The sequence below is a fragment of the Lelliottia sp. JS-SCA-14 genome, assembly GCF_035593345.1.
GTDB classification, from domain to species: domain Bacteria; phylum Pseudomonadota; class Gammaproteobacteria; order Enterobacterales; family Enterobacteriaceae; genus Enterobacter; species Enterobacter wanjuensis.
Genome location: NZ_CP141606.1, coordinates 2,194,324 through 2,218,599, shown reverse-complemented (window position 1 = coordinate 2,218,599; position 24,276 = coordinate 2,194,324). Strand labels below are relative to the sequence as shown.

The window sequence follows — 24,276 nt, the reverse complement described above, 5'->3', positions numbered from 1 at the left end:
GCATCACGCCTCGTCAGGCAGCGCCTGTAAATGCCCATGCCGCACGCCGCGCTGGGCAATCACATCATCGGCAAAATGCTGAATATCGCCCATATCGCCTTTTAACACCGCGATCTCCAGACAATCCTCGTGGCTGACGTGGACGTGCAGCGTGGCGACTGACAGGTCGTGATGATGGTGCTGCGTCGAGACCAGACGCCGCGCCAGATCGCGCTTCTCGTGCTCGTACACATAAGACAACACCGCAAAGCCGTTCCTGCCGTGCTCCTGAGCGGTTTCCTGCGCCAGCGCGCCGCGCAGAATATCGCGCAGCGCCTCTGAGCGATTGTTGTAACCCCGGCGCTGGCTCAGGCTGTCCAGCGTCTCCAGCAAATCATCATCGAGCGTGATAGTGACACGTTGCATCGGATGTAACCCTCAAAGTCTGGCGCGACGGCGCACGGGGAAAGCGGGAAGTACCGCGTTTTGTAACCTCTGTCCGGCAATGGATGAAAAGGTTAAGGTCTCACCGACGGTTTGCGTCTCAACGATTTTCCCCTCCTCCATCACCATCACCCGGTCGCAAAACCGCTCGACCAGCCGCAAGTCATGTGTGATAAACAGGCAGGCGGTGCCAAACTGCTGCTGGAGTTTTTTGAGCAGGCGAATAACGTTGGCCTGCAATACCAGATCGAGGTTCGACACCGCCTCGTCGAGAATTAATAGCCTCGGTTCAACGGCCAGCGCCCGCGCCAGGCACACGCGCTGAAGCTGTCCGCCGCTGAGCTGCGGCGGGCGCTGGTTGAGAAGCGAATCGTCCAGCTCAACCGCCTGCAGCAGCTCGCGGGCGCGGGCCAGCTGTTCAGTCCTCGATAAGGACAAAAGATGACGCATCGGCTCGCGCAGGATTTCGCTGACGGTTTTGCGCGGATTCACGGCGCTGATGGCGTCCTGAAATACCATCTGGATCTCACGGCGAAAAGCTTTTTGCCGGGCTCGATTGAGTGTTGACAGCGACTCGCCCTGCCAGAAAACCTCGCCCTGACTGGGCGACTCCAGCCCCACCAGCAGGCGCGCGAGGGTGCTTTTCCCGCAGCCGCTGCGACCGAGCAATGCCACGGTCTCACCGATTTTCAGGCTCAGGGCGACGTCGTCCAGCACCCACGCTGCGCGGGAATATTGATGCGATACCGCGGAAACGGAAAGGAGCGTCATTGAGCTAACTCCATGCCATACAGGGCCAGATGTGCCGATACCAGGCCGCGCGTCACCGGATGTACCGGCGCACGAAACAGCCTCTCCACGTCGCCCTGCTCGACAATCACCCCGCGATCCATCACCGCCACGTCATCCGCCAGGCGAGCGACCACGCCCATGTCGTGCGTGACCAGCAGCATACCGGGCGCGCGGGTGTGCATGATATCGTCCAGCAGATCCAGAATCCGCGACTGGGCGACGGCATCCAGATCGGTGGTCGGCTCATCGGCAATAATAAAGGGCGCGTCGCACAGCACCGCCATGGCGATCATCATTCGCTGCAACATGCCGCCGCTCATCTCGAAGGGATAGAGCTTCAGCACGCGTGCCGCCTCCTCCAGACCAACGGCAGTTAACGCCGCGATAAGCGATGCGTCATCCGAGGCTTTACCCAGCGCCTGACAGGTCTCGCGGGCGTGCGTCGCCATGGTATGCAGCGGATTAAAGGCGCTGCGCGGGTTCTGCATAATGGTCGCGACCTTGATTCCCCGCAGGGACGCCGGGGTGATCTCCTGACCGTCGGCCAGAATCTGCCCCGCCGTCTGACGCACACCGGCAGGCAACACGCCGAGCGCGGCCGCGCAGGTCAGGGATTTCCCGCTCCCGCTGCCGCCGACCAGCGCCAGTACGCGCCCGCGTTTCAGCGTCAGCGAGACGCCGTTGACTAACGTGCGATCCGCCTCGAGAACAATATTCTGCAAATCAATACGCTGTGGCATCAGTGGGCATGCTCCGTGGCCAGATGAGGATCGAGGTGATCGCGCAGGGCGTCACCCACCAGGTTAAAGGCCATCACGCTGATAAACAGCGCCAGCCCTGGCCAGAACATCTGCAGCGGCTGGGTCCAGATATACTGGCGCGCGTCGTTGATCATCACGCCCCATTCGGCGGTCGGCGCGGTCACGCCTAAGCCGAGGAAAGACATCCCGGCGACGTGCAGCATCATGTGGCCGATATCGAGCGTCGCCAGCACCAGCAGCGACGGCAGCGCGGCCCCCGTGAGGTGGTCGATAAAAATGCGCAGATTCCCGGCCCCGGAAAGACGCGACGCGAGGACGAACTCCCGCTGACGCAGGGCGATCACCAGGCTGCGCACCATCCGCGCGTACCAGGCCCAGTGCGAGAGCGCGATGGCGATGATGACGTTGGTCAGCCCCGTTCCCAGCACGCCCACGAGGAAGAACGACAGAATCGAGGTCGGAAAGGTCATGAACATATCCGCGACGCGCATGGTGAGCTGATCGACACGTCCGCCGAGCAGCCCCGCAGCACCGCCGATCACCATGCCCAAAATCAGGACTAACAGCAGGCAGGCCATTACCGAACCCAGCGACACGCGCGTCGCCGCCAGTAAACGAGAAAAAATGTCGCGCCCGAGGTGGTCGGTGCCCAGCCAGTGCTGGCTGTCGGGCGACAGCAGCCGCGAAGGCAGATCAATCGCCTGCGGATCGTACGGCAGCCACCACTGGCTGGTGAGCGCAATCAGCGCCAGCAGCGCGATGATCGCCAGCGCCAGGCGAACGGAGAGACGCGCGGAACGATAGAAATTCATGCGTGCGCTCCTTCATGACGCCGAATGCGCGGGTCGAGTGCCGCGTTCAGCACGTCCACCGCCAGATTGCAGAGGACAAACACCACCACCATGATCAGCGTAAAGCACTGGATGACCGGATAGTCGCGATTAAAAATCGCCGAGACGGCGTAGCGCCCCACGCCCGGCCAGGCAAAGATGTTTTCGATGATCATCGTCCCGCCGATCAGCTCGCCAATGTGCATCCCCACGGCGGTGATCATCGGCAGCGAGGCGTTGCGCAGAATGTGGCGGCGCTCGGTCTGTTTATGGCTGAGCCCGCGCAGACGTGCCCAGGTGACGTGCCGCTGTCCGGCGACGTCGAGCATGCTGGCCCGCAGCAGCCGAGCGTTAATCGCCAGCGACATAAAGGCGATCGACACCGCAGGCAAAATCAGGTGCTGCCAGTCGCCGTAGCCCATCGCCGGTAGCCATTTGAGCCATACCGAAAAACACATCACCAGCAGGAAGGCGAGCCAGAAATTGGGCATCGAGACGCCGAGGAACGAGATCACCCGCACGATGAAATCCGGCAGCCTGTCGCGATGGCGCGCCGCCCAGATCCCCAGCGGCACCGAGGTAAGCAGGATAAGCACCAGCGCCGCACCGGCCAGCAGCAGCGTGGCGGGCAGAAAATGCAGAACATCGTCCAGCACCGGGCGCTGGGTGGCAAAGGAGATGCCGAAATCCAGATGCAGCGCCCGCCACAGCCAGGTGCCGTACTGCACGATTAACGGCTGATCCAGCCCGAGCATCACGCGCGTGGAGGCGACCATTTCCGGCGTGGGCGGCAGATTCGACAGACGCAGATAATCCAGCGCCGGGTCGCCGGTGCCGAGGCGCAGCATCAGAAAAATAATCACCGAGGCGGCGAGAATCATCGGGATCAGGAGCAGCACACGCCGCACGATATAGCGCAGCATTACTGTTTCACCGGTTGGATCTGTTCGAACGGAATATCGGACGCAACAGGCGCGAACGGGATCACGCCCAGCTCGGGCTTCGCCACCACCATCATCGAGACGTAGCTTATCGGCAGGTAGACCGCGTCGTTGTGCAGGCGGGTTAAGATATCGCGGTACAGCGCCTGACGCTGCGCTTCATCGCTCGTCGAGAGCACTTCGCCAATCTCTTTGTCGATAACCGGTTTATCCGCGAGGCCCAGCTGCGCCTGATAGTCGGCGTGGGATGGCACGCGCATCGAGCTCATAAAGGCATGCGGGTCGTAAGGCGCGCCCCAGGTGCGGTTGAAGATCATGCCAAAGCGACCGTCGCGCTGACGGGCGTAAATGCTGCTCTCCTCTTCCCCGACCAGCGCCACATCGACGCCCACCTGACGCATATCGGCCTGAATAATTTCCGCCATCGATTTGCTCAGGGCATCGGTGCCGATATAGGAGAGTTCAATCCGCAGCGGCTGGCCGTTTTTCTCGCGGATGGCTTTTCCGCTCTGCACCTTCCATCCCGCCTGCTCCAGCAGGGATTTGGCCTGCTGCGGATCGTACTGACGCGGCTTCAGGCCAATGTTCGCGTAGGGTACCGTCGGGGCAAAGAGCGTGTCCGCGACTTTTTGTGTGCCGTAGAGGGCGTTGTCGATCAGGGATTTTTTGTTGACCGCGTAGTTCAGCGCTTCGCGCACCGCCAGATCGTCCGTCGGCGCTTTAGCGGAATTGAGCGCGAGCATCACCGTTTCGACGGGCTGGGAAAGCTGGGTGCGATAGTTCGCGCTCTGGCTGAACCGGGCAAAGGTATCGAGCGGGAGCAGCCCCTCATTGCCATACAGCAGGTCAATATCGCCCGTTTCAAAAGCCACGGCGCGGGTGGTCGGGTCCGGGATCACTTTAACCGTGATCTGCCGGATGACGGGCTTTTCACCCCAGTAACGGTCGTTACGCACCAGCACGTCATACTGGTTGAGTTTGGACTCTTTCAGCACCCATGGACCGGTGCCGACTGGCGCTTTGATGCCGTTCATCGTTTCGTTGTTTTTAAACTGCGACGGGGCGATGAAGCGGAAAGGACGCGGCAGTGCGAGTTCCTGTAGGAACGGGTAATAGGCGCTTTTCAGGGTGATTTGCAATTCGTTATCGCTGAGGGCTTTGACGTCGACGATCTGTCGGGCCAGCTCCAGCCACGCGTGGCGCTGGCGGTTATCCAGCACGGCGCGAAAGTTCTCGGCAGCGGCGAACGCATTAAAAGGTTCACCGTTGGAAAAAGTGACACCGTCACGCAGAGCAAACACCCAGGTTTTGCCATCCGCCGTGTGGGTCCAGCTTTTCGCCAGCCAGGGTTTGACCGAGCCATCGGCCTGATACTTCACAAGCGACTCGTACACCATGCTCTGGGCAAACATTTGATTGGGCGTATAAAGATGGGGATTAAGCGGTCCAACGTTGACGGGCCACGCGGTTGTCAGTTCATCCGGTGCGGTGGCTTGTGCGAAGAACGACGCGCACGCCAGCAGCGCGCAGAGGATACGGCCAGGTCTGGACAAAAGTTGCCTCTTACCCTTTCGGGGTAGCTAAAACGTGTGACGATTTTAGGTTTTCATCATACTTTTAACCTGTTCTGGATCAACCGAGGGGGCATGAGAGACGCAAAGTATACAAAATTCGTATAGTTAACCCCCAATCGATAAGCCCCTTTTAGCCTGCCGGACCGAATCCGCACCCTAGCCTGACCGGGCGCACTGTGCTATATAGTAAGTATGTTGTAACTACTGAGAGTGTTTTATGGCGACTTACGATCTTCTCGAAAGGCTGAATTCGACTTTTCACCAGATAGAGCACGAGCTGATGAGCCTGTGCGAACGGCTCAAAAGCTGCCGACTGCTGGCCGCGCGCGTCTTCACTCTGCCGGATGTGGTCAAAGGCGCGGAGCACGATCCGCTGGATGTGATTGAGGTGAAGCAGCATATCGGCAAGGAAGCGCTGGAACTGACGCTCGCCCACTACCGCCATCTTTTTATCCAGCAGCAGTCGGAAAACCGCAGCAGCAAAGCCGCCGTGCGGCTGCCGGGCGTGATATGCCTGCAGTGCGACGGCCCCCTGCGCGAGCAGATTGAAAACCAGATTGCCCACATTAACGCCCTTAAGGCGCAGTTTGAGAAGATTGTCACCGAAGAGTCAGGCCTGGCTCCCGCCGCGCGCTTTGAGTGGGTGCATCGCCAGCTGCCGGGCCTGATTACCCTCAACGCCTACCGCTCCCTGACGCTCCTGCGCCACCCGGCGACCCTGCGCTTTGGCTGGGCGAACAAGCACATCATCAAGAATTTTACCCGCAACGAGGTGCTGTCGATGCTCGAGAAGAGCCTGAAATCCCCGCGCACCATGGCCCCCTGGTCGCGGGAACAGTGGATCGAGCGCCTCGAGCAGGAGTACGAGAGTATCGCCGCCCTGCCTGACGATGCGCGTCTTAAAATCAAACGTCCGGTGAAAGTGCAGCCGATTGCGCGCGTCTGGTATTCCGGTGAGCAGAAGCAGGTGCAGTACGCCTGCCCGACGCCGCTGATTGCCCTGTATGACACGGAACAAGGGGCGATGGTGCCGGATATCGGCGAGCTGCTGAATTACGATGCCGAAAATATTCAGCATCGTTATAAACCGCAGGCACAGCCGCTGCGATTGATTATTCCGCGGCTGCACCTGTATGTGGCGGAGTGATTATTTCATGCTGCCGACCATCTCTTCCGGGCGTACCCAGGCATCAAACTCGGCCTCGGTGAGATAGCCCAGCGCCAGGGCTGAGGCTTTCAGCGTCAGCCCCTCTTTGTGCGCTTTTTTGGCGATTTCCGCCGCTTTGTCGTAGCCAATGTGGGTGTTGAGCGCCGTCACCAGCATCAGGGATTCGTTCAGCAGCTGGCTGATGCGCTCCCGGTTTGGCTCAATGCCCGTCGCGCAGTGCTCGTTGAAGCTCTCCATGCCATCCGCCAGCAGGCGCACGGATTGCAGGAAGTTATGGATCACCATCGGGCGATAGACGTTGAGCTCAAAGTTGCCCGACGCCCCACCTAAGTTCACCGCCACGTCGTTACCGATCGCCTGACAGCAGAGCATGGTCATGGCTTCGCACTGGGTCGGGTTGACCTTGCCCGGCATGATGGAGCTGCCCGGTTCGTTTTCCGGAATGCTGATTTCGCCGATACCGCAGCGCGGGCCGGACGCCAGCCAGCGCACGTCGTTGGCGATTTTCATCAGCGAGGCAGCCAGCCCTTTCAGCGCACCGTGGGCGTGAACCAGCGCATCGCAGGTGCCGAGGGCTTCGAATTTATTCGGCGCAGTGACGAAGGGTTGTCCGGTGATCGCCGTCAGCTCTTTCGCCACCCGCACGGCATATTCCGGGTGGGTGTTTAGCCCGGTCCCCACCGCCGTGCCGCCCAGCGCCAGCTCACAGAGATGCGGCAGGCTGTGGTCGATATGCCTGAGGTTGTGCTCGAGCATCGCTACCCAGCCGGAGATCTCCTGGCCGAGGGTGAGCGGCGTGGCGTCCTGTAAGTGGGTGCGGCCAATTTTGACGATGTCGCTGAACGCCTGTGATTTTTCGCTCAGGGTTTGGGTCAGCACCTTCAGCTGCGGAATGAGGTGCTCGCGCAGGCCAATGATCGCCGCCACGTGCATGGCGGTCGGGAAGACGTCGTTCGAGCTTTGGCTTTTGTTGACGTCATCGTTCGGGTGGACCTTGCGCTCCATACCGCGGACGCCGCCCAGCAGCTCGCTCGCGCGGTTGGCCAGCACTTCGTTCATGTTCATGTTGCTTTGGGTGCCGGAGCCGGTCTGCCAGATGGCAAGCGGGAATTCGTCGGGGTGTTTGTCGGCCAGCACTTCATCGGCGGCGCTGATAATGGCCGTCGCTTTCTCGGCGCTCAGCAGGCCTAAATCCTGGTTAACTTTCGCGGCAGCGCGTTTGGTCAGCGCCAGAGCGTGGATCAGCGAGACGGGCATTTTCTCCGTTGAGATACGGAAATGCTCCAGCGAGCGCTGGGTCTGCGCGCCCCACAGCTTGTCAGCCGGGACGTCGATGGCACCCATTGAATCTTTCTCGCGACGATTGGTGGTCATTACTTTCTCCTTGATAACAATGAAGTTGGCGACATTGCTCACATGCTGGATTAAGTATTGTTTGCTTCAAAAAAACGGTATGGCGCTTTGTGCGCTCTTTTTGTGTCGGGTGGCGGCTACGTATCGCCAGTCCGGGATTCTGCGGTTTTTGTGTCGGGTGGCGCTTCGCTTACCCGACCTACGGTTACAAAACCGTGGGCCGGGCACTGTTTAAAAACTACTTAACGCACGCCGAACACTGGGACGACTGGATCTGTTTGAAGAAGTCGTTGCCTTTGTCATCCACAAGGATAAACGCCGGGAAATCTTCCACTTCAATTTTCCAGATAGCCTCCATCCCCAGCTCCGGATACTCCACGCACTCCAGGCTCTTGATGCTGCCCTGCGCCAGAACCGCAGCCGGGCCGCCGATACTGCCGAGATAGAACCCGCCGTGCTTGTGGCACGCATCCGTCACCTGCTGGCTGCGGTTGCCTTTGGCGAGCATGATCATGCTCCCGCCGTTGGCCTGCAGCTGATCCACGTAGGAATCCATGCGCCCAGCCGTGGTCGGGCCGAGTGAACCCGAGGCATAACCCTCTGGCGTTTTCGCCGGTCCCGCATAATAGATCGGGTGATCTTTCACGTACTGCGGCAGCCCTTCGCCGTTATCCAGACGCTCCTGCAATTTGGCATGCGCGATGTCGCGCCCGACGATAATGGTGCCGTTCAGCGACAGACGCGTCGACACCGGATACTGGGACAGCTGCGCCAGGATCTCGCTCATCGGACGGTTGAGATCGACATGCACCGCCTCGCCCTCACCGGCTTTGCGCAGCTCTTCCGGAATGTATTTCCCCGGATTGTTTTCCAGTTTTTCGATCCAGATACCGTCGCGGTTGATCTTCGCTTTGATGTTGCGATCCGCTGAACAGGAGACGCCCATCCCGACCGGGCAAGAGGCACCGTGACGCGGGAGACGGATCACGCGGATATCGTGGGCGAAATATTTCCCGCCAAACTGCGCGCCTAAACCTAAGTTCTGCGCTTCTGTCAGCAGCTCCTGCTCAAGCTGAACGTCGCGGAACGCCTGACCGTGTTCGTTCCCTTCCGTCGGCAGACCGTCATAGTATTTGGTCGAGGCCAGTTTGACGGTTTTCAGAGTGCTTTCCGCGGAAGTCCCGCCGATAACAAACGCGATGTGATACGGCGGGCAGGCAGCCGTGCCGAGGGTGCGCATCTTCTCGACCAGGTAGTTTTTCAGCTTGCCCGGTGAGAGCAGCGCTTTGGTTTCCTGGTACAGATAGGTTTTGTTGGCAGAGCCGCCGCCTTTGGCGATGCACAGGAATTTGTACTCGTCGCCGTCGACGCTGTAGAGGTCAATCTGCGCCGGGAGGTTGGTGCCGGTGTTGACCTCTTTGTACATATCCAGCGCCGCGTTTTGCGAATAGCGCAGGTTATCTTCGATGTAGGTGTTGTACACACCGTGCGCCAGGGCAGCCTCGTCACCGCCGCCGGTCCAGACGCGCTGGCCTTTTTTGCCGGTGATGATCGCGGTGCCCGTGTCCTGACAGGTCGGCAGAATGCCTTTCGCGGCGATATCGGAGTTACGCAGGAACTGCAGCGCGACGTATTTGTCGTTTTCACTGGCCTGCGGATCGCTCAGGATATCGGCCACCTGCTGCTGATGCGCCGGGCGCAGCATAAAGGAGGCATCGTGGAAGGCGTGCTGCGCGAGTAAGGTCAGCGCCTGAGGGTCAACTTTGAGGATCTCCTGCCCTTCGAATTCAGCGACAGAGACGTGGTCAGATGTTAACAGATAGTATTCGGTCTGATCCTTCGCCAGCGGGAAGGGATCTTGATAATGAAAGGGTTTGTTCGACATTGTTCTCTCACTTACTGCTTCGGTCTGGTTATTTAAGAGCAGATGTTCCGCTGCCCTGCTTAAAAGCGAGTTTGCTTATCCTACACAATTTTTTAACAAAAACTGAGACTAGTACGACTTTTTACATGTGCAGGTTACTTCCGGGCGGTTTATTGCTTTAATACGCGAAGATAATTCCACATTTGAAACAGGGCTTGATAATGCAAAAACTCATCAACTCAGTGCAGAACTATGCCTGGGGAAGTCAAACTGCGTTAACGGATCTCTACGGTATCGCGAATCCCGACAACCTGCCGATGGCGGAGCTGTGGATGGGCGCGCACCCGAAGAGCAGCTCAAAAATTGAAGACGCCAGCGGCCAGGTCCGCTCTCTGCGTGACGTAATCGACGCGGACAAAGCCGCGCTGCTGGGCGATGCGGTTGCCGAACGTTTTGGCGAACTGCCGTTCCTGTTCAAAGTGCTGTGCGCCGCGCAGCCGCTCTCCATCCAGGTTCACCCGAACAAGAAAGCCTCTGAGATCGGTTTTGCGAAAGAGAATAAAGCGGGTATTCCGCTGGATGCCGCCGAGCGTAACTACAAAGATCCGAACCACAAACCGGAACTGGTCTTCGCCTTAACGCCGTTCCTGGCGATGAACGCCTTCCGCGAGTTCTCCGAGATTGTCTCTCTGCTGCAACCGGTCGCAGGCGCGCATCACGCCATCGCCCATTTCCTCGAAAACCCGGACGCAGCGGGCCTGAGCCAGCTGTTTGCCAGCCTGCTGAACATGCAGGACGACGAAAAATCCCACGCGCTGGCGGTGCTCAAAGCGGCACTCAACAGCCAGCAGGGCGAGCCGTGGCAGACCATTCGTTTGATCTCTGAATTCTACCCGAACGACAGCGGCCTGTTCTCCCCGCTGCTGCTGAACGTGGTGAAACTCAATCCGGGCGACGCGATGTTCCTGTTTGCCGAAACCCCGCATGCCTACCTGCAGGGCGTGGCGCTGGAAGTGATGGCGAACTCTGACAACGTGCTGCGCGCCGGTCTGACGCCGAAGTACATCGACATCCCTGAACTGGTGGCGAACGTCAAATTCGTGGCAAAACCGGCGGCAGAGCTGCTGACCCAGCCGGTGAAAAACGGTGCGGAGCTGGACTTCCCGATCCCGGTTGACGATTTTGCCTTTGCCCTGCACGACCTGAGCGCGACAGAGACGGCGGTTTCCCAGCAGAGCGCGGCGATCCTGTTCTGCGTCGAAGGCGAAGCGGTGCTGAGCAAAGGCGAGCAGCGCCTGGTGCTGAAGCCGGGTGAGTCGGCGTTTGTGGCGGCGAATGAGTCCCCGATTAGCATCAGCGGTAAGGGCCGTTTGGCCCGAGTCTTCAATAAGCTATAAGTTTATCGACTCTCTTGCTAAGCTAGTTACAGGCTTTATATCTCCAGGCGGTTTCTACCGCCTGGTTTCATTTTAGGGATAATCACGATGAAAAAATCGGTTGTAGCGGTTGGCGTTGTTGTCGCATTAGGGGTTGTCTGGACGGGTGCGTCATGGTTTACAGGCAAGCAGCTGGAAGGCCGTCTGGCCGAAATGGTGGCGCAGGCCAACGGCGAAATCAAACGCACAGCACCGGAAGCCGGGCTGGAACTGAGCTATCAGAACTATCAGCGCGGCGTCTTCAAGAGCCATATGCAGCTGGTCGTGAAGCCGGTTGCGGGAGCTGAGAACGGCTGGCTGAAAGCCGGTCAGAGCGTGGTGCTGGACGAAGTGGTCGATCATGGTCCCTTCCCGCTGGCGCAGCTTAAGCATTTCAACCTGATCCCTTCCATGGCATCGGTGAAAACAACGCTTGTGAACAACGAAGCGACTAAGCCGCTGTTCGATCTGGCGAAGAACGAATCTCCGTTTGTGATTGATACGCGCATTAGCTACGCCGGTGATACCAGCTCTGATATTGCCCTGAAAGCGCTGAACTACGAAAAAGGCGACGAGAAAGTGGCCTTCAGCGGCGGCGATTTCAAACTGGATGCGGATCGCGAGGGTAACGTCTTCTCCCTGAGCGGCTCGGCGGAAAGCGGCCTGGTGAACGCGGTCAACGAATACAATCAGAAAGTCCAGATGACCTTCAATAATCTGAAAGCAGACGGCAACAGCCGCCTGACCAGTTTTGATGAACGCATCGGCGATCAGAAAATCAGCCTCGATAAACTGGCGATTTCTGTGGAAGGCAAAGAGATGGCCGTGCTGGAAGGGATGGATCTGAACGGTCAATCTGATATCTCTAAAGACGAGAAAACCGTTAACAGCCAGCTGGATTACAGCCTGAAGAGCCTGAAAGTGCAGAACCAGGATCTGGGCTCCAGCAAAATGACCCTGAAAATCGGCAATATCGATGGCCAGGCGTGGCACCAGTTTAGCCAGCAGTATCGCGCGCAAAGCCAGGCGCTGCTCGCTGATAAAGAGCTGATGACTAAGAACCCTGAGCTGTATCAGCAAAAAGCGATGGATGCGCTGCTAAGCAACCTGCCGCTGCTGCTGAAAGGCGAACCGGTGATCACCATCGCTCCGCTGAGCTGGAAAAACAGCAAAGGCGAAACCAACTTTAACCTGTCTCTGTTCCTGAAAGATCCGGCAACGGCGACCGGTGAAGCGCAGACGCTGGCGCAGGAAGTGGATCGCAGCGTGAAATCCATCGACAGCAAGCTGACCATTCCGGTGGATATGGCGACCGAGTTTATGACCCAGATTGCGAAGCTTGAAGGGTATAACGACGCCGACGCCGCGAAGCTGGCAAGCCAGCAGGTGAAAGGCATGGCGGCGATGGGCCAGATGTTCCGCATCACGACGCTGGAAGATAACGTGATCGGCACCAGCCTGCAGTATGCGAACGGCCAGGTGACGCTGAACGGGCAGAAAATGCCGCTGGAAGATTTCGTCGGCATGTTCGGGATGCCAACGCTGGGAATGCCTGAACCGTCTGAACCTGCGGCTTCGCAGCAGTAACTAAGAAATCGTGGGGTGCGGTCTGGTGCCCTCACCCCAACCCTCTCCCACAGGGAGAGGGAGAAAACATTAAAAACGGCAACTTTGTTGCCGTTTTGCATTTACCTCGCCACCCGGCTTTTTTTTATGACGGAAAATCCACCCCCTGCCGCCAGCGGTTCTCCCAGTGCGCAAGATACTGCGCCACCAGCTCCGGCGCGTTATGAATCACAATCACGTTCTCTGAGTTCTTGTACTCCGCCGTTTTGGCAAAGTTAAATGAGCCCGTTTCCACCGTATTCCCGTCCGTAATAATCACTTTATCGTGTTGAATACGATAGTGATTATCCGTTCTCAGCTTGATGCCGTTTTGCGTCACGTAGTGCATTGCCAGCAGGCTTTTGTTGCTGATATTTCCCTTCTCATCAATCACTATTTGCACGTCGACGCCGCGCTTTTGCGCCGCCACCAGCGCATTCATCACATCCGGGGCGCTAAAAGAAAAAGCCATCATGCGGATCGATTTTGTCGCCTCATTGATGGTTTTCAGCACCAGCTCCTGGGCGCCGCCCTCCGGTGAAAAACCGACTTCGATATTGCTGGAGGCAAAAGACAACGCAGGAATGAACGCTAAGGCGAGCAGGGTTTTGGAGATTTGCATGGGGTAATCGTTTTACAGAACAAAACAGGTGCGCTGAATATGCATCGTTCGCTGACCTCAGCCGTTGATCTGGATCATTCAGCAAACTGATGCTTCTTACTTCACCGTCACCAGTCGCGCCGACACGATCTGGTGCCCGGCCTGGACGTCTGATTTCTCGATGCGCTGCATCATCCGGTCAGCCAGCGTATAACCCATCTCACGCGCCGGTGTGGTGGCCCAGACAATAGGCAGGTCGTCCAGCGCGTTTTCGCCGACGTCGGCAAAGGCACCGAGCGCCACCTGCTGGTCGAAGAAAGTTTCCACGCCGCCCTCGCCGCTCTGGCGCCCGGCGCGGATCAGGCCGAACCACGCGCCCATCGCAATGATGTCGTTGTAGCAGATCACCGCGCTAATGGTCGGATTGCTGCGCAACAGCGCGCCCATCGCCTCGGCGGCTTTCTTCTGGCTGGATTCGCACTCGACCACCCATTCGCTGTGGAACGGCAGACCGTATTTGATCAACGTCGAGCAGTAGCCGCCCACGCGTTCGGCGCGGGTGAGTGAGGAGCTTTTCCCGCCCAGCCAGGCGATTTTCTGATGACCGCGACGGATAAGATGCTCGGTCAGCATTTGTGCGGCCTGCATGTTGTCGGGCCGCAGGGTATCGGCTTCATCGAGATAGCTGGCGCGCGAGGCGAAGACCAGCGGCACGCCCTTCTCGGCTGCGCGCTCGCAGAGTTCACTGCCCACGCCCGACGCTCCGGCGATAATCACGCCGTCCACGCCTTGCGTGAGCAACATGTCCAGACGCGACAGCAGTTGCTCCGCTTCACGGCCACCGTGCAGCAAGAAAACCATCCGCCCCTGCGCTTCAAGCGCTTCCGTCAGCCCGGCGGTCAGTTCCGCGTAAAAAGGCGACGTCAGATCGCGCACAATCAGGCCAATCACGCCGCTCTGCCCGCCGCGCAGCGACGCCGCCTGACGGTTACGCACAAACCCCAGTTGCTCCACCGCCTCGTTTACACGCTGGCCGGTGGCGGGAGAAATGCGCCCTTTTCCGCTGAGGACCAGCGAAACGGTACTGACCGATACCCCGGCCGCCAGCGCAACATCATTGATGGTGATCTTCTTCGCAACAGACATGTGAACGCGCAACTCCCTGATGTGCAGTCCGATAAAACGTTTTATCAATAGGTTCTATTTATACTGCTAATTAAAGCACGAGAATGTGATTCAGAGCGCACTAAAGTTTGGTAAAACGTTTTATCTTCTCGCCACAGTGAATCAGCTAAAACCATTTTAAACCATCAAGGAGTCGTTTTATGACGGCGAAAGCAGCACAAAAAATATCGCTGTGGGAGTTCTTCCAGCAACTGGGTAAAACCTTTATGTTGCCGGTGGCACTGCTCTCGTTTTGCGGGATCATGCTCGGGATCGGCAGCTCACTCAGCAGTCATGATGTCGTTACGCTGATCCCGTTCCTCGGCAATCCGGTGCTGCAGGCGATTTTCATCTGGATGAGTAAAGTCGGCTCCTTTGCCTTTAGCTTCCTGCCGGTGATGTTCTGTATCGCTATCCCGCTGGGGCTGGCGCGCGAGAACAAAGGCGTGGCGGCATTTGCCGGTTTCGTCGGGTATGCGGTGATGAACCTGGCGGTGAACTTCTGGCTGACCGCCAAAGGCATTCTGCCTACCACCGACGCCGCGGTGCTGAAAGCCAATAACATTCAGAGCGTGCTGGGCATTCAGTCCATCGACACCGGGATCCTCGGTGCAGTGATTGCCGGTGTGATCATCTGGATGCTGCACGAGCGCTTCCACAATATCCGCCTGCCGGACGCCCTGGCCTTCTTCGGTGGCACCCGCTTTGTGCCGATTGCAACTCTGGTTGTTATGGGTCTGTTTGGTCTGATCATTCCACTGATCTGGCCGGTCTTCGCGATGGGCATTACGGGCATTGGTCGCATCATTAACAGCGCGGGCGATTTCGGTCCGATGATTTTCGGGACCGGTGAGCGTCTGCTCCTGCCGTTCGGTTTACAGCACATTCTGGTGGCGCTGATCCGCTTTACCGAAGCGGGCGGCACGATGGACGTGTGTGGCCACGACGTGAGTGGCGCGCTGACCATCTTCCAGGCGCAGCTGAGCTGCCCGACCACCCACGGCTTCTCTGAGAGCGCGACTCGCTTCCTGTCGCAGGGTAAAATGCCGGCCTTCCTGGGCGGTCTGCCGGGCGCAGCGCTGGCGATGTACCACTGCGCACGCCCTGAAAATCGTCACAAAATTAAAGGCCTGCTGATCTCCGGTGTCATCGCCTGCGTCGTCGGCGGTACCACTGAACCGATCGAGTTCCTGTTCCTGTTCGTCGCCCCGGTTCTGTATCTCATCCACGCCGTGCTGACCGGTCTGGGCTTCACCGTGATGGCGGTTCTGGGCGTGACCATCGGTAACACCGACGGCAACGTGATCGACTTCGTGGTGTTCGGGATCCTGCACGGTCTGTCGACCAAGTGGTATCTGGTACCGGTTGTGGCAGCCATCTGGTTCGCGGTGTACTACGGTATCTTCCGCTTCGCCATCACCCGCTTTAACCTGAAAACCCCTGGCCGTGATACGGACACCGCCAGCACTGAACAAGCGGTGGTTGGGACTGTCGGTAAATCTGGCTACAACACGCCAGCGATTCTGGCAGCACTGGGCGGCGCGGATAACATCACGTCGCTGGATAACTGCATCACCCGCCTGCGTCTGTCGGTGAACGATATGTCGAAAGTGGACACCAACGCCCTGAAGGCCAACCGGGCCATCGGCGTGGTACAGTTGAATCAGCATAATTTGCAGGTGGTGATTGGGCCGCAGGTCCAGTCGGTCAAAGATGAGCTATCGACGCTGATGCGTACGGTAGAAGCCTGACACCTCACCCCCTTCCCATGAAGGGGGTTTTATTTTAAGGACGAGCGCTATGTTTGATTTCTCAACCGTCGTCGATCGCCATGGGACCTGGTGTACCCAGTGGGATTACGTCGCCGACCGCTTCGGGGCAGACGACCTGCTGCCTTTTACTATCTCCGATATGGATTTTGCCACCGCGCCGTGCATCACCGCCGCGCTGCATGAGCGCATCAACCACGGCGTATTTGGTTACAGCCGCTGGAAGAATGACGAGTTCCTCGCCGCCGTGGCGCACTGGTTCCAGCAGCGATTCAACAGCCGCATTGATAAAGACTCCCTCGTGTATGGCCCGTCGGTGATCTACATGGTCTCGGAGCTTATCCGCATCTGGTCAAAACCGGGCGACGGCATCGTGGTCCACACCCCGGCGTATGATGCGTTTTACAACGCCGTGCAGGGCAACGATCGCAAAGTGGTTCCGGTTTCGATGCAAAAAAGCGCGACCGGCTGGATGTGCGATATGACGAAACTGGAAGCCGAGCTGGCGAAACCCGAGAACACGATTTTACTGCTGTGCAGCCCGCAGAACCCGACCGGTAAGGTCTGGACGCGCGACGAGCTGAACACCATGGCCGAACTCTGCGCCCGCTACGGCGTGGCGGTGATCAGCGATGAAATCCACATGGATATGGTGTGGGGCGACCACCAGCATACGCCGTGGAACGAAGTGGCGAAGAGCAAGTGGGCGCTGCTGACCTCAGGGTCCAAGAGCTTCAACATTCCGGCGCTGACCGGCGCCTACGGGCTGATCGGCGACGACGAAAGTCGGGCGAGCTACCTGAAAGCGCTGAAAGGCCGCGACGGGCTGTCATCCCCTTCCGTGTTGGCGCTGACGGCGCATATCGCCGCTTACGAGCAAGGTGAAGCGTGGCTGGATGCGCTGCGCGCCTATCTGGAAAATAATCTGCGCTTTGTGGCAGAGCAGCTGAACGCAGCCTTCCCGCAGCTGAACTGGCAGCCGCCGGAAGCGACCTATCTGGCGTGGATCGATTTGAGTCCGTTAGGGATCGACGACAAAGCACTGCAAAAAGTGCTGATCGAGCAGCAAAAAGTGGCGATTATGCCGGGATACACTTATGGCGTGGAAGGTAACGGGTATGTACGCCTGAACGCCGGATGCCCTAAGCGCAAGCTGGAACAGGGTGTTGAGCGGTTGATTGCGGGGATTCGGACGCTGCTGTAACATTTTGCCGGGTGGCGCTGCGCTTACCCGGCCTACAAAACCAGTAGGCCCGTGCAAGCGCAGCGCCGCCGGGCGAATTTTTACTGGTAGACAAAGGTTGCTGTAATGGTTGTTTTCACTGAGCCTGCGGTAGCATCACCGTTTTCACTGTATACTCGTGCACGCAGCGGAAATGAATACGCGCTGCTAGCGATATTACCCGTAATCGATTTCCCATCACCTAATGCGTCCCCTGCCTGGCTTTGTACCTGCACCGCAACATTTTCCGCCACACCGGTGCTGACATACATATCAGCGGGATTGGTGGCATCTGCGGTACCATGCATCGTCATAGTGACTTTCGTTGTCCCCTGTGGACAAGAATCCACATCCAGCGTGAAATTAACCCAGGGCGAGGCACCACCCGCAGTTTGCAGATCGGATAACTGGATTTCCTGCCCAAGGTCAACGGCTTTATTGACGCTTTCACTACTAATCTGACACGGCGAGGCGATGATATTCCCTGTCACCTGTAAACTTACCGGATCCGATGCATGACATAGTGCACTGAATAACATAAGCATCGCGGCTGATAACATTTTAACTTTCATTATAAATTCCTTTTTTACTGATAGGTTAAGTTCAGCGTTGCAGATGTATTTGCCGTACCCGTGGTCACAGATGTTCTGGTTTGATAATAGCGAGCGGTTAAAGGAAAAGTTTCCTGGCCGCCTGCGGATTTTTTCAAGACAATTCGGTTGTTTAATGTCAGCGGAGAGCCGTTATAAACAATTTGCACGCCCACGCCCTGAGCGACGCCAGCGTCACCTTGCCCTGTTAATGCCAGCACGCTGGTGGTGCCGACATCCGGGTTTTGAGTTCCGGATAAACTGACATTGATATTTGCCTGAGGGTCACAATCCAGACCCAGATTTTGCGTATTTTGAGCGTCCGATGGTGTGGTCCCAACAGTTGAACCAAATTTCGAGGCCAGTACATCCCCTATTGGGAAATTGAGCGTTGGTGTTTTAATTGAACAGGCCACCACATTAATCGTACCCGTCACCATCAGTGGAATATCTTGAGCCCAACTACTCACATAGCTTGTGTTAAAACCGTTGCTCATACCCATAATGACCGCCCCTACCTGTCCGGATATAACTCCGGAGCTAGCGTCATCAATCTTATACACTTTTATTATCGGTGAAATGTAAGATGAAATAGTTTTACTATCGTAAGTTGCTGTAACTACGACACTGTTCCAATCTGATCCATACCACGATGAGGTACCATCGCCAACATAGGTCGTGTAGTTAAAACCGTTCATTGATCCAGCACCACCGATTCCAATACCGATTCCTGGGACATTCGTTCTGTAGACACTGATCCCATCCATGTGCCCGTAGTAACCAAGAATAGATTGCACACCAAGAACTAAAGTCGTACCTGATGACGGGTTTGACACGTAGCAACTATAGGCTGATGCGTTGGGCCCAGTAATGGTTGCCAAAAGTGTGCCCACGGCCGTGTCTCGTTGCACGGTGATCGTATTTAAATTGACTGAAATAGAGCCAGACAGAGGTGAACAGCTATAACTGGCAAACGAATAACCAGGCAAAAGAAACACACCAATAAAGAGTAAGAATACTAGTTTTATATATTTCATCGAAATTTCCATCATTGACACTGCTCGTTCAGCATGGCGACACCTTTGGATTGTTCAGGTAAATGGAAGCTCAGGCTACAATTTTGCTGAGAGGATTCCCCCCACTTAATATTCATCCGACCGCTTTGCTGCAACCCGGATAAATATACTTGTCCGTTATCGCCAATAATAAAGCCATTTGTCTTTTGACCCTCAAGCGTTGCTATTGCACCAAAAGGCACTGGTTGACCATTTGCCTGAGTTATCGTCATCAGCACTCGCATACCCACACTGGCAATATAGTCAGCACGTACCACCGCACCACGTGTCGGAATAACCGCTTTATTGGTCAGATCCAGCTCCACATCATCCGGCAGAGAATCTGTGCGCAGCGCCACATCATTTTTACGGTAAACCGTCAGGTTGCTGACGGTGGTATAACCGCGCCAGTCGGTTTTTGCGCCAGTCTGGTTTTGAATATCAACCCCTTTTGCACCCGGCGCTTTAATTAGCACGTTGGTTTCTCCCAGCGGCTGGCTAAAGGTAATGCCATCTTCATGCGCCAGGATGCCGCCCTGGATACCGTAGTTCACACGATCACTGTTTTTATCGTAACCATAGCCTGCGGTCATCTCGCCGTAGGTGCCTTTATAGTCAGCATTCATGCTGCCGGTATAACCCACGTCGTCGGTGCCATAACCCTGCTGCACGTTCCAGTTAAGCGCATTGTTTTCCATTGCCATACCGCTCACGCCGACCGTGTGCGTAGTGCCATTCTCTTTACTGGCGTTCATGCTGTAGTTGGCCCACGACTGCGGCAGGAATTTCTCCAGCGGAATACTGATATTCACCGCCAACTGCTGGTCTTTATCGTAATAGGTCTGATCGCCATTACCTGTTGCTGAACCATTTTTACTGTAGGTGTAGGTCAGGCCATAGTTCATGCCGCGCCAGGAGTTGCTATACCCCGCACTGTACGACTGCATGGTGCGTTCAGAATTCCAGTAATCTTCGCGTACCGCACTCAGCATAAGTGAGCCCAGATCTTGCCCCAGGGTCTGACTGACCGTCAGTTCCATACGATTACGACGGCGATCAATCACACCACCGTTATTGCTGTAGGAATCCAGTACTTCCTGCATGCCGTAATATCCGCTGGTGGAATAGCGGTAACCTGCAATAGCGAAGTTGGTACCGGTATCAAGAATGTTTTTACTGTAACGCGCGCGCCAGGACTGACCGCTGGTTTTGATCTCATCTTTCGGTGTCGACCAGGCCTGAGTCACATCCACAGAGAATGCACCAAAGTCCCCCAGGTTTTTGCCGATACCGCTCGCCAGAGACTGGTATTTGCTCGATTCCTGCACACCGCCGTAAATCGTTACCCCATACGACAGGCCATAAATTCCGGTCAACTGACCGAACGGCGTTTTATCGACACTGCTGTCATAAGAACGATATTGCCCTCCTGTCAGGGCATACTTAAAACGGCCTTCACGCTGCAGTACCGGAAGCGATGCAAACGCCACCGTAAAATGCTGTTCACTGCCGTCGGCTTCTTTTATCGTTACATCCAGATCGCCCGCGCCACCGGTGGGATACATATCGGTAATTTCAAAGGCACCGGGTGCGACATAGCTCTGATAAATCTGGTAGCCGTTCTGGCGAATAATTACCTGAGCGTTAGTGCGGGCAATTCCACGAACCACTGGCGCATAGCCTTTCAGCGAGTCCGGGAGCATGTCGTCGTCAGACGCTAACTGCGCACCACGAAACGGCATACTGTCAAAAATATCACTCGGTGCATTACTGTCACCGGCGGTGAACTGAGCCTTCAGGGGGATGACATCACGCTGAGCGTAGGTATAGACCGTGTCCCACTTATCCTGACCGTTAGTGTCACGGTTCCAGGTGGTATAATTACGCAGACGCCATGGACCGATATTCACGCCCGGACGCAAGTTCGCATACTGGCTATTATCTGAACCGCCATTATTCCCACGCTGCCAGTTATTTGAGCCGCTGGCACTGTAATTCAGCATTACTGCATTGATGCCCTCATCCCACTGCTCAGGCGGTACATAGCCGCGGGCCTGAGGGACTAACGCTGCCTGAGGCACGCTGATCACAAGGCGCTGGGTCGCGAATTGAAAATCCGCCGAGGCCTTAGGGATAGCCGCCAGATCAACACACTGCCCAGAGGCTGCCAGACTGGGGAAGAGCTCTGTTTTAACTCCCCAGGCTTTAAGCTGTTCCAGGGTCAAGCAAGGCTGTAAAACGGTTTCACCGTTGGTATCTGTCGTCCCTTTGAAATCAACATCGCGCGTGTCCATCAGTTGCTCATCAAGAACAATATCCACATGATAAGTCCCTGGAGCCTGGGAACCAGCTTCAAACGCTGACAGGTCAGTTTTACCGGCACCTGGATTGTCCACTTCAAGCAGCTCGGGATTGAATTCATCGCGGGCATTGACTACATGAGTCATCATGCCCAGCGCAGCCGCAATAAAAAGTGCCAGCCTGGCCGGTTTAAAACTGAACGTTTGTTTCATCATCACCATCAACCTGAAAATCCATTTGAATATTGTTGTTTCATTAACTTAAATCGCATTCTTATGGGGTTTCCCTGGGCCGCCATAATCATTAATCACAGTAAATGTCAGTGCCCCACTGCTCACGCCTTTAGGCAGAGTGAACTGCGCCGTCGCCCCCGGCAGAACATACGACACGTCTTCCAGCTGTTTTCCGCCGACGCTAATTTGGTTGAAATTCATTACATAAGGTGTCGGGTTTGTGACACGAAGCTGGTCACCCGAATGACTCCAGGTTAATTTTTCAGCCAGTTCTTCCGGTGCGATGCCTTTAAGGGCTTCAGGTCGGTAAATCAGCTTGATCCGTGTTTTTACTGCGACCTGTAAACTATTTTCTTTTTTAGGTGCAGACGGAATCGCTTTGATATTTAGCCAGTACAGGCTTTCCTTATCCTGAGGTAATGCACCCGCCATAATAATACGCTCAACGTTTTGCTGATCTTTATCGAGACGATACAGTGGCGGTGTGATAATAAAAGGAGCTTTCTCAACCCCTCCGTTTAGCGTTTCTATCCATGACTGAATAAGATAAGGCGTGGCGTCCGGATTGTTTACGCTAATGGAGGCTTCCTTTTTATTGCCATCATATATTACGCGGGTGCCACCAATGATGACACCAGCATGAGCGACAGAAGCACCAGCAATAATTAAAGCGCTGGCAATAAAAGTTTTGCGAAGAAAATTCATTTTATACCTCAATTAAAATGAGGCCGAAAATCGGCCTCATATTACTTCCCGTCGAGGGAATTAATTGTAAACAACAGAGAAGCTGGCTACAGAGTTAGCAGGACCTGCAGTCACAGTGGCAGCGGTGGATTTGTACTGTGCGTAGAAATCCAGGGTGTTATCCGCAGTGCTGCTCAGTGTGTAGCGATAGCTGTTATCGCTATGCAGTGGCAGCTGATTCTTGTCGGCTGACATCAGGTTAATAGCCACACCTGTTGCCGCACCGGCTACTGAACCGTCGATTGCCAGCAGCGTGGAATCGGTAGGCTCTGGTGTACCATCAAAACGTACATGAGCCGTTGTTACAGCCGCCGGACAATCCTTCAGCACGATGGCGAATTTTTTTGCGGCTGTTACGCTGCCAGCGGCAGTAAACTCAGATTTATTATATGAACCCAGTGCAACAGTCTGATTTTGAGAATCAACGTCAACGGTACATGCTTTATCAAGAATCTCGCCGGTAAAATTCACGGTGCCTGCCGCAGCAAAAGCGTTAGACATAGAAACAGCAGCAGTAGCAACTACCGCAATAGCGATAAAATTCTTTTTCATTACAAATTCCTTGATTGGGATGTGGTTAATAATTGAAGCTCTAAGATCCAGAGATATGTTCCATCAATCATTTCAAACTTCAACAATTAACGAATGTCGACAGCAATGCATAAAATTATATGCATCTACTTATACGCTTAGTCGTTAACTCGGAATGAATTATGCAGAGTGTGTATTTATGTATCAACGCAAAACCGATCCCAATTTAGATTGGGCGAAATCTTATAAATCCCTCATAGCCCATCTCTCCCCAATCCAAATCTGGATCAAATACAGTCAGATTTTATATTGCCAGGATGGTAGATTGATATATGTTGAGTGTTCGCCTATAAAGAGAGATAACACAAGTGCCCCCCAAAGTATGAACGACTGTCGATACCTCCTCTGGCACTCAATTCATAAGGCAGCATATTTCATTTAAGTACAGATAATATAGTGATAAGCGAAGAGGTTATTTAATACGATTTTTGATTAACACAGACAGTTCGGGCATGGGAATTAACCCTCATGTGCATGAATTAATAATTTTAAATTTGACTAAACCTTTTTCACTGTCTACTCTCTAATTAATATTTATTAAAAATAATATTCCATTTATGATTACTTCAACAATGACTCAAGTTGTCCAAATGGCAACCAAGACAGATCCTGAAAACCTACTGGCTCTGATGAATAAGCTTGAGCCTTTTTTGCAATACCGCGACATTCCCATCAATACCCGCTTTACGATTGGCGCAACCCAAAAACCCGTTTGCTATTTTGTGCGCAAAGGAGCGGTCTCCGTGTACAGACAGCCTGACGATATCCTCGTTGAGTTGTTTGATGCGCCAACGCTGCGAGGCGCTATCCCTTTGCCTCCAGGAACTGAGTCCATCTATACCATTAAAGTCATCGTGCCCTCGGAAATTGCTATCATTAATCGTGAAGACTTATTTGAGCTGCTACACCGCCATCGGCTCTGGGAGCTTTTCGCAAGGCACCAGTTGGCCATCAACAGCATCAGCATTGAAAAGATATTTAAACTGACGGCCCCGACTACTTACAATATCGTTCGGTATCAACTCTATGAATTGATTAATATGCCGGAAGAGGTGCGCGATAACATCCTGGCCGAAACCTACATACGCAGCAAAACGCGCATCTCACGAAGCGGTATAATGCGTATTCTTTCTGATTTAAAAGATGGAGGTTACATCGTTATTGTCAAAGGGATACTCAAAGAGGTTCATCACTTACCTGAAAACTACTAGCCCTCAGAATCAATACGTTCAACAAGGATCGTGAAACACGGAGACTGCCCAGGAAGTTTCACAAGCAGC

21 protein-coding genes are annotated in these 24,276 nt (G+C 55.4%); 6 read left to right on the top strand and 15 right to left on the bottom strand.

The window, feature by feature from the left end; genetic code table 11:
• Positions 1 to 3: 3 nt before the first annotated feature.
• From nikR to nikA, 6 genes are read right to left on the bottom strand one after another with little or no spacing between them, the layout of a single operon-like run.
• Positions 4 to 405, bottom strand: coding sequence for a nickel-responsive transcriptional regulator NikR (gene nikR / locus U9O48_RS10420; protein WP_324724264.1), 402 nt, complete (start codon positions 403 to 405; stop codon positions 4 to 6).
• 12 nt (positions 406 to 417) lie between these two features.
• Positions 418 to 1,194 (bottom strand): nickel import ATP-binding protein NikE, encoded by a 777-nt coding sequence (gene nikE / locus U9O48_RS10415; RefSeq protein ID WP_324724263.1) that lies wholly within the window; start codon positions 1,192 to 1,194, stop codon positions 418 to 420.
• Entirely contained in the window at positions 1,191 to 1,955 is a 765-nt protein-coding gene (gene nikD, locus U9O48_RS10410; protein ID WP_324724261.1) for a nickel import ATP-binding protein NikD, read from the bottom strand. Before nikD ends, nikE begins: the two co-directional genes overlap by 4 nt.
• Positions 1,955 to 2,788 carry a nickel ABC transporter permease subunit NikC gene (gene nikC, locus U9O48_RS10405; protein WP_324724260.1) on the bottom strand — a complete coding sequence of 278 codons (834 nt, stop codon included), beginning with the start codon at positions 2,786 to 2,788 and terminating at the stop codon, positions 1,955 to 1,957. The genes nikD and nikC overlap by 1 nt, the downstream gene beginning before the upstream one ends.
• A complete protein-coding gene (nikB, locus tag U9O48_RS10400) occupies positions 2,785 to 3,729 on the bottom strand; it encodes a nickel ABC transporter permease subunit NikB (protein ID WP_324724259.1) in 945 nt (314 codons plus the stop codon). Before nikB ends, nikC begins: the two co-directional genes overlap by 4 nt.
• Positions 3,729 to 5,300: a nickel ABC transporter substrate-binding protein gene (gene nikA, locus U9O48_RS10395; protein ID WP_324724257.1), complete on the bottom strand. Its 1,572-nt coding sequence runs from the start codon at positions 5,298 to 5,300 to the stop codon at positions 3,729 to 3,731. Before nikA ends, nikB begins: the two co-directional genes overlap by 1 nt.
• A 238-nt stretch (positions 5,301 to 5,538) precedes the next feature.
• On the opposite strand from nikA, the gene tus reads away from it, so the two are divergent.
• Positions 5,539 to 6,468 (top strand): DNA replication terminus site-binding protein, encoded by a 930-nt coding sequence (gene tus / locus U9O48_RS10390; protein WP_324724255.1) that lies wholly within the window; start codon positions 5,539 to 5,541, stop codon positions 6,466 to 6,468.
• Here tus and fumC read toward each other — a convergent pair whose 3' ends face one another.
• Both fumC and fumA read right to left on the bottom strand, forming a co-directional pair.
• Positions 6,469 to 7,863, bottom strand: a complete 1,395-nt coding sequence (fumC, locus tag U9O48_RS10385) for a class II fumarate hydratase (RefSeq protein WP_324724253.1) — start codon at positions 7,861 to 7,863, stop codon at positions 6,469 to 6,471.
• Positions 7,864 to 8,080: 217 nt separating this feature from the next.
• Complete coding sequence (fumA, locus tag U9O48_RS10380; RefSeq protein ID WP_324724251.1) at positions 8,081 to 9,727, bottom strand: class I fumarate hydratase FumA; 1,647 nt, start codon at positions 9,725 to 9,727, stop codon at positions 8,081 to 8,083.
• Positions 9,728 to 9,927: 200 nt separating this feature from the next.
• Here fumA and manA point away from each other — a divergent pair, with 200 nt between their 5' ends.
• Together manA and U9O48_RS10370 are read left to right on the top strand one after the other, a co-directional pair.
• Positions 9,928 to 11,103, top strand: a complete 1,176-nt coding sequence (gene manA / locus U9O48_RS10375; RefSeq protein ID WP_324724249.1) for a mannose-6-phosphate isomerase — start codon at positions 9,928 to 9,930, stop codon at positions 11,101 to 11,103.
• A gap of 87 nt (positions 11,104 to 11,190) precedes the next feature.
• Positions 11,191 to 12,708, top strand: coding sequence for a YdgA family protein (locus U9O48_RS10370; protein ID WP_324724247.1), 1,518 nt, complete (start codon positions 11,191 to 11,193; stop codon positions 12,706 to 12,708).
• A gap of 124 nt (positions 12,709 to 12,832) precedes the next feature.
• Here the strand turns inward: U9O48_RS10370 and U9O48_RS10365 are convergent, their stop codons facing one another.
• Positions 12,833 to 13,348, bottom strand: a complete 516-nt coding sequence (locus U9O48_RS10365; RefSeq protein WP_324724245.1) for a phospholipase D family protein — start codon at positions 13,346 to 13,348, stop codon at positions 12,833 to 12,835.
• 96 nt (positions 13,349 to 13,444) lie between these two features.
• Positions 13,445 to 14,473, bottom strand: a complete 1,029-nt coding sequence (locus U9O48_RS10360; RefSeq protein WP_282493257.1) for a Mal regulon transcriptional regulator MalI — start codon at positions 14,471 to 14,473, stop codon at positions 13,445 to 13,447.
• A gap of 179 nt (positions 14,474 to 14,652) precedes the next feature.
• Here U9O48_RS10360 and malX point away from each other — a divergent pair, with 179 nt between their 5' ends.
• Both malX and U9O48_RS10350 read left to right on the top strand, forming a co-directional pair.
• Positions 14,653 to 16,242, top strand: coding sequence for a maltose/glucose-specific PTS transporter subunit IIBC (gene malX / locus U9O48_RS10355; RefSeq protein ID WP_285144650.1), 1,590 nt, complete (start codon positions 14,653 to 14,655; stop codon positions 16,240 to 16,242).
• Between the two features lie 49 nt (positions 16,243 to 16,291).
• Positions 16,292 to 17,464: a MalY/PatB family protein gene (locus U9O48_RS10350; RefSeq protein ID WP_324724243.1), complete on the top strand. Its 1,173-nt coding sequence runs from the start codon at positions 16,292 to 16,294 to the stop codon at positions 17,462 to 17,464.
• A gap of 80 nt (positions 17,465 to 17,544) precedes the next feature.
• Here U9O48_RS10350 and U9O48_RS10345 read toward each other — a convergent pair whose 3' ends face one another.
• From U9O48_RS10345 to U9O48_RS10325, 5 genes are read right to left on the bottom strand one after another with little or no spacing between them, the layout of a single operon-like run.
• A complete protein-coding gene (locus tag U9O48_RS10345; RefSeq protein WP_285144652.1) occupies positions 17,545 to 18,054 on the bottom strand; it encodes a fimbrial protein in 510 nt (169 codons plus the stop codon).
• Positions 18,055 to 18,068: 14 nt separating this feature from the next.
• Complete coding sequence (locus U9O48_RS10340; RefSeq protein ID WP_285144653.1) at positions 18,069 to 19,124, bottom strand: fimbrial protein; 1,056 nt, start codon at positions 19,122 to 19,124, stop codon at positions 18,069 to 18,071.
• The gene (locus U9O48_RS10335; RefSeq protein WP_390888434.1) at positions 19,121 to 21,649 is read right to left on the bottom strand and encodes a fimbria/pilus outer membrane usher protein; all 2,529 of its coding nucleotides are present in this window, start codon (positions 21,647 to 21,649) and stop codon (positions 19,121 to 19,123) included. Before U9O48_RS10335 ends, U9O48_RS10340 begins: the two co-directional genes overlap by 4 nt.
• A gap of 39 nt (positions 21,650 to 21,688) precedes the next feature.
• Positions 21,689 to 22,366 (bottom strand): molecular chaperone, encoded by a 678-nt coding sequence (locus tag U9O48_RS10330; RefSeq protein ID WP_285144655.1) that lies wholly within the window; start codon positions 22,364 to 22,366, stop codon positions 21,689 to 21,691.
• A gap of 60 nt (positions 22,367 to 22,426) precedes the next feature.
• Entirely contained in the window at positions 22,427 to 22,957 is a 531-nt protein-coding gene (locus tag U9O48_RS10325; RefSeq protein WP_285144656.1) for a fimbrial protein, read from the bottom strand.
• A gap of 629 nt (positions 22,958 to 23,586) precedes the next feature.
• On the opposite strand from U9O48_RS10325, the gene U9O48_RS10320 reads away from it, so the two are divergent.
• A complete protein-coding gene (locus U9O48_RS10320) occupies positions 23,587 to 24,207 on the top strand; it encodes a helix-turn-helix domain-containing protein (protein WP_285144657.1) in 621 nt (206 codons plus the stop codon).
• The last annotated feature ends 69 nt before the right edge of the window (positions 24,208 to 24,276 follow it).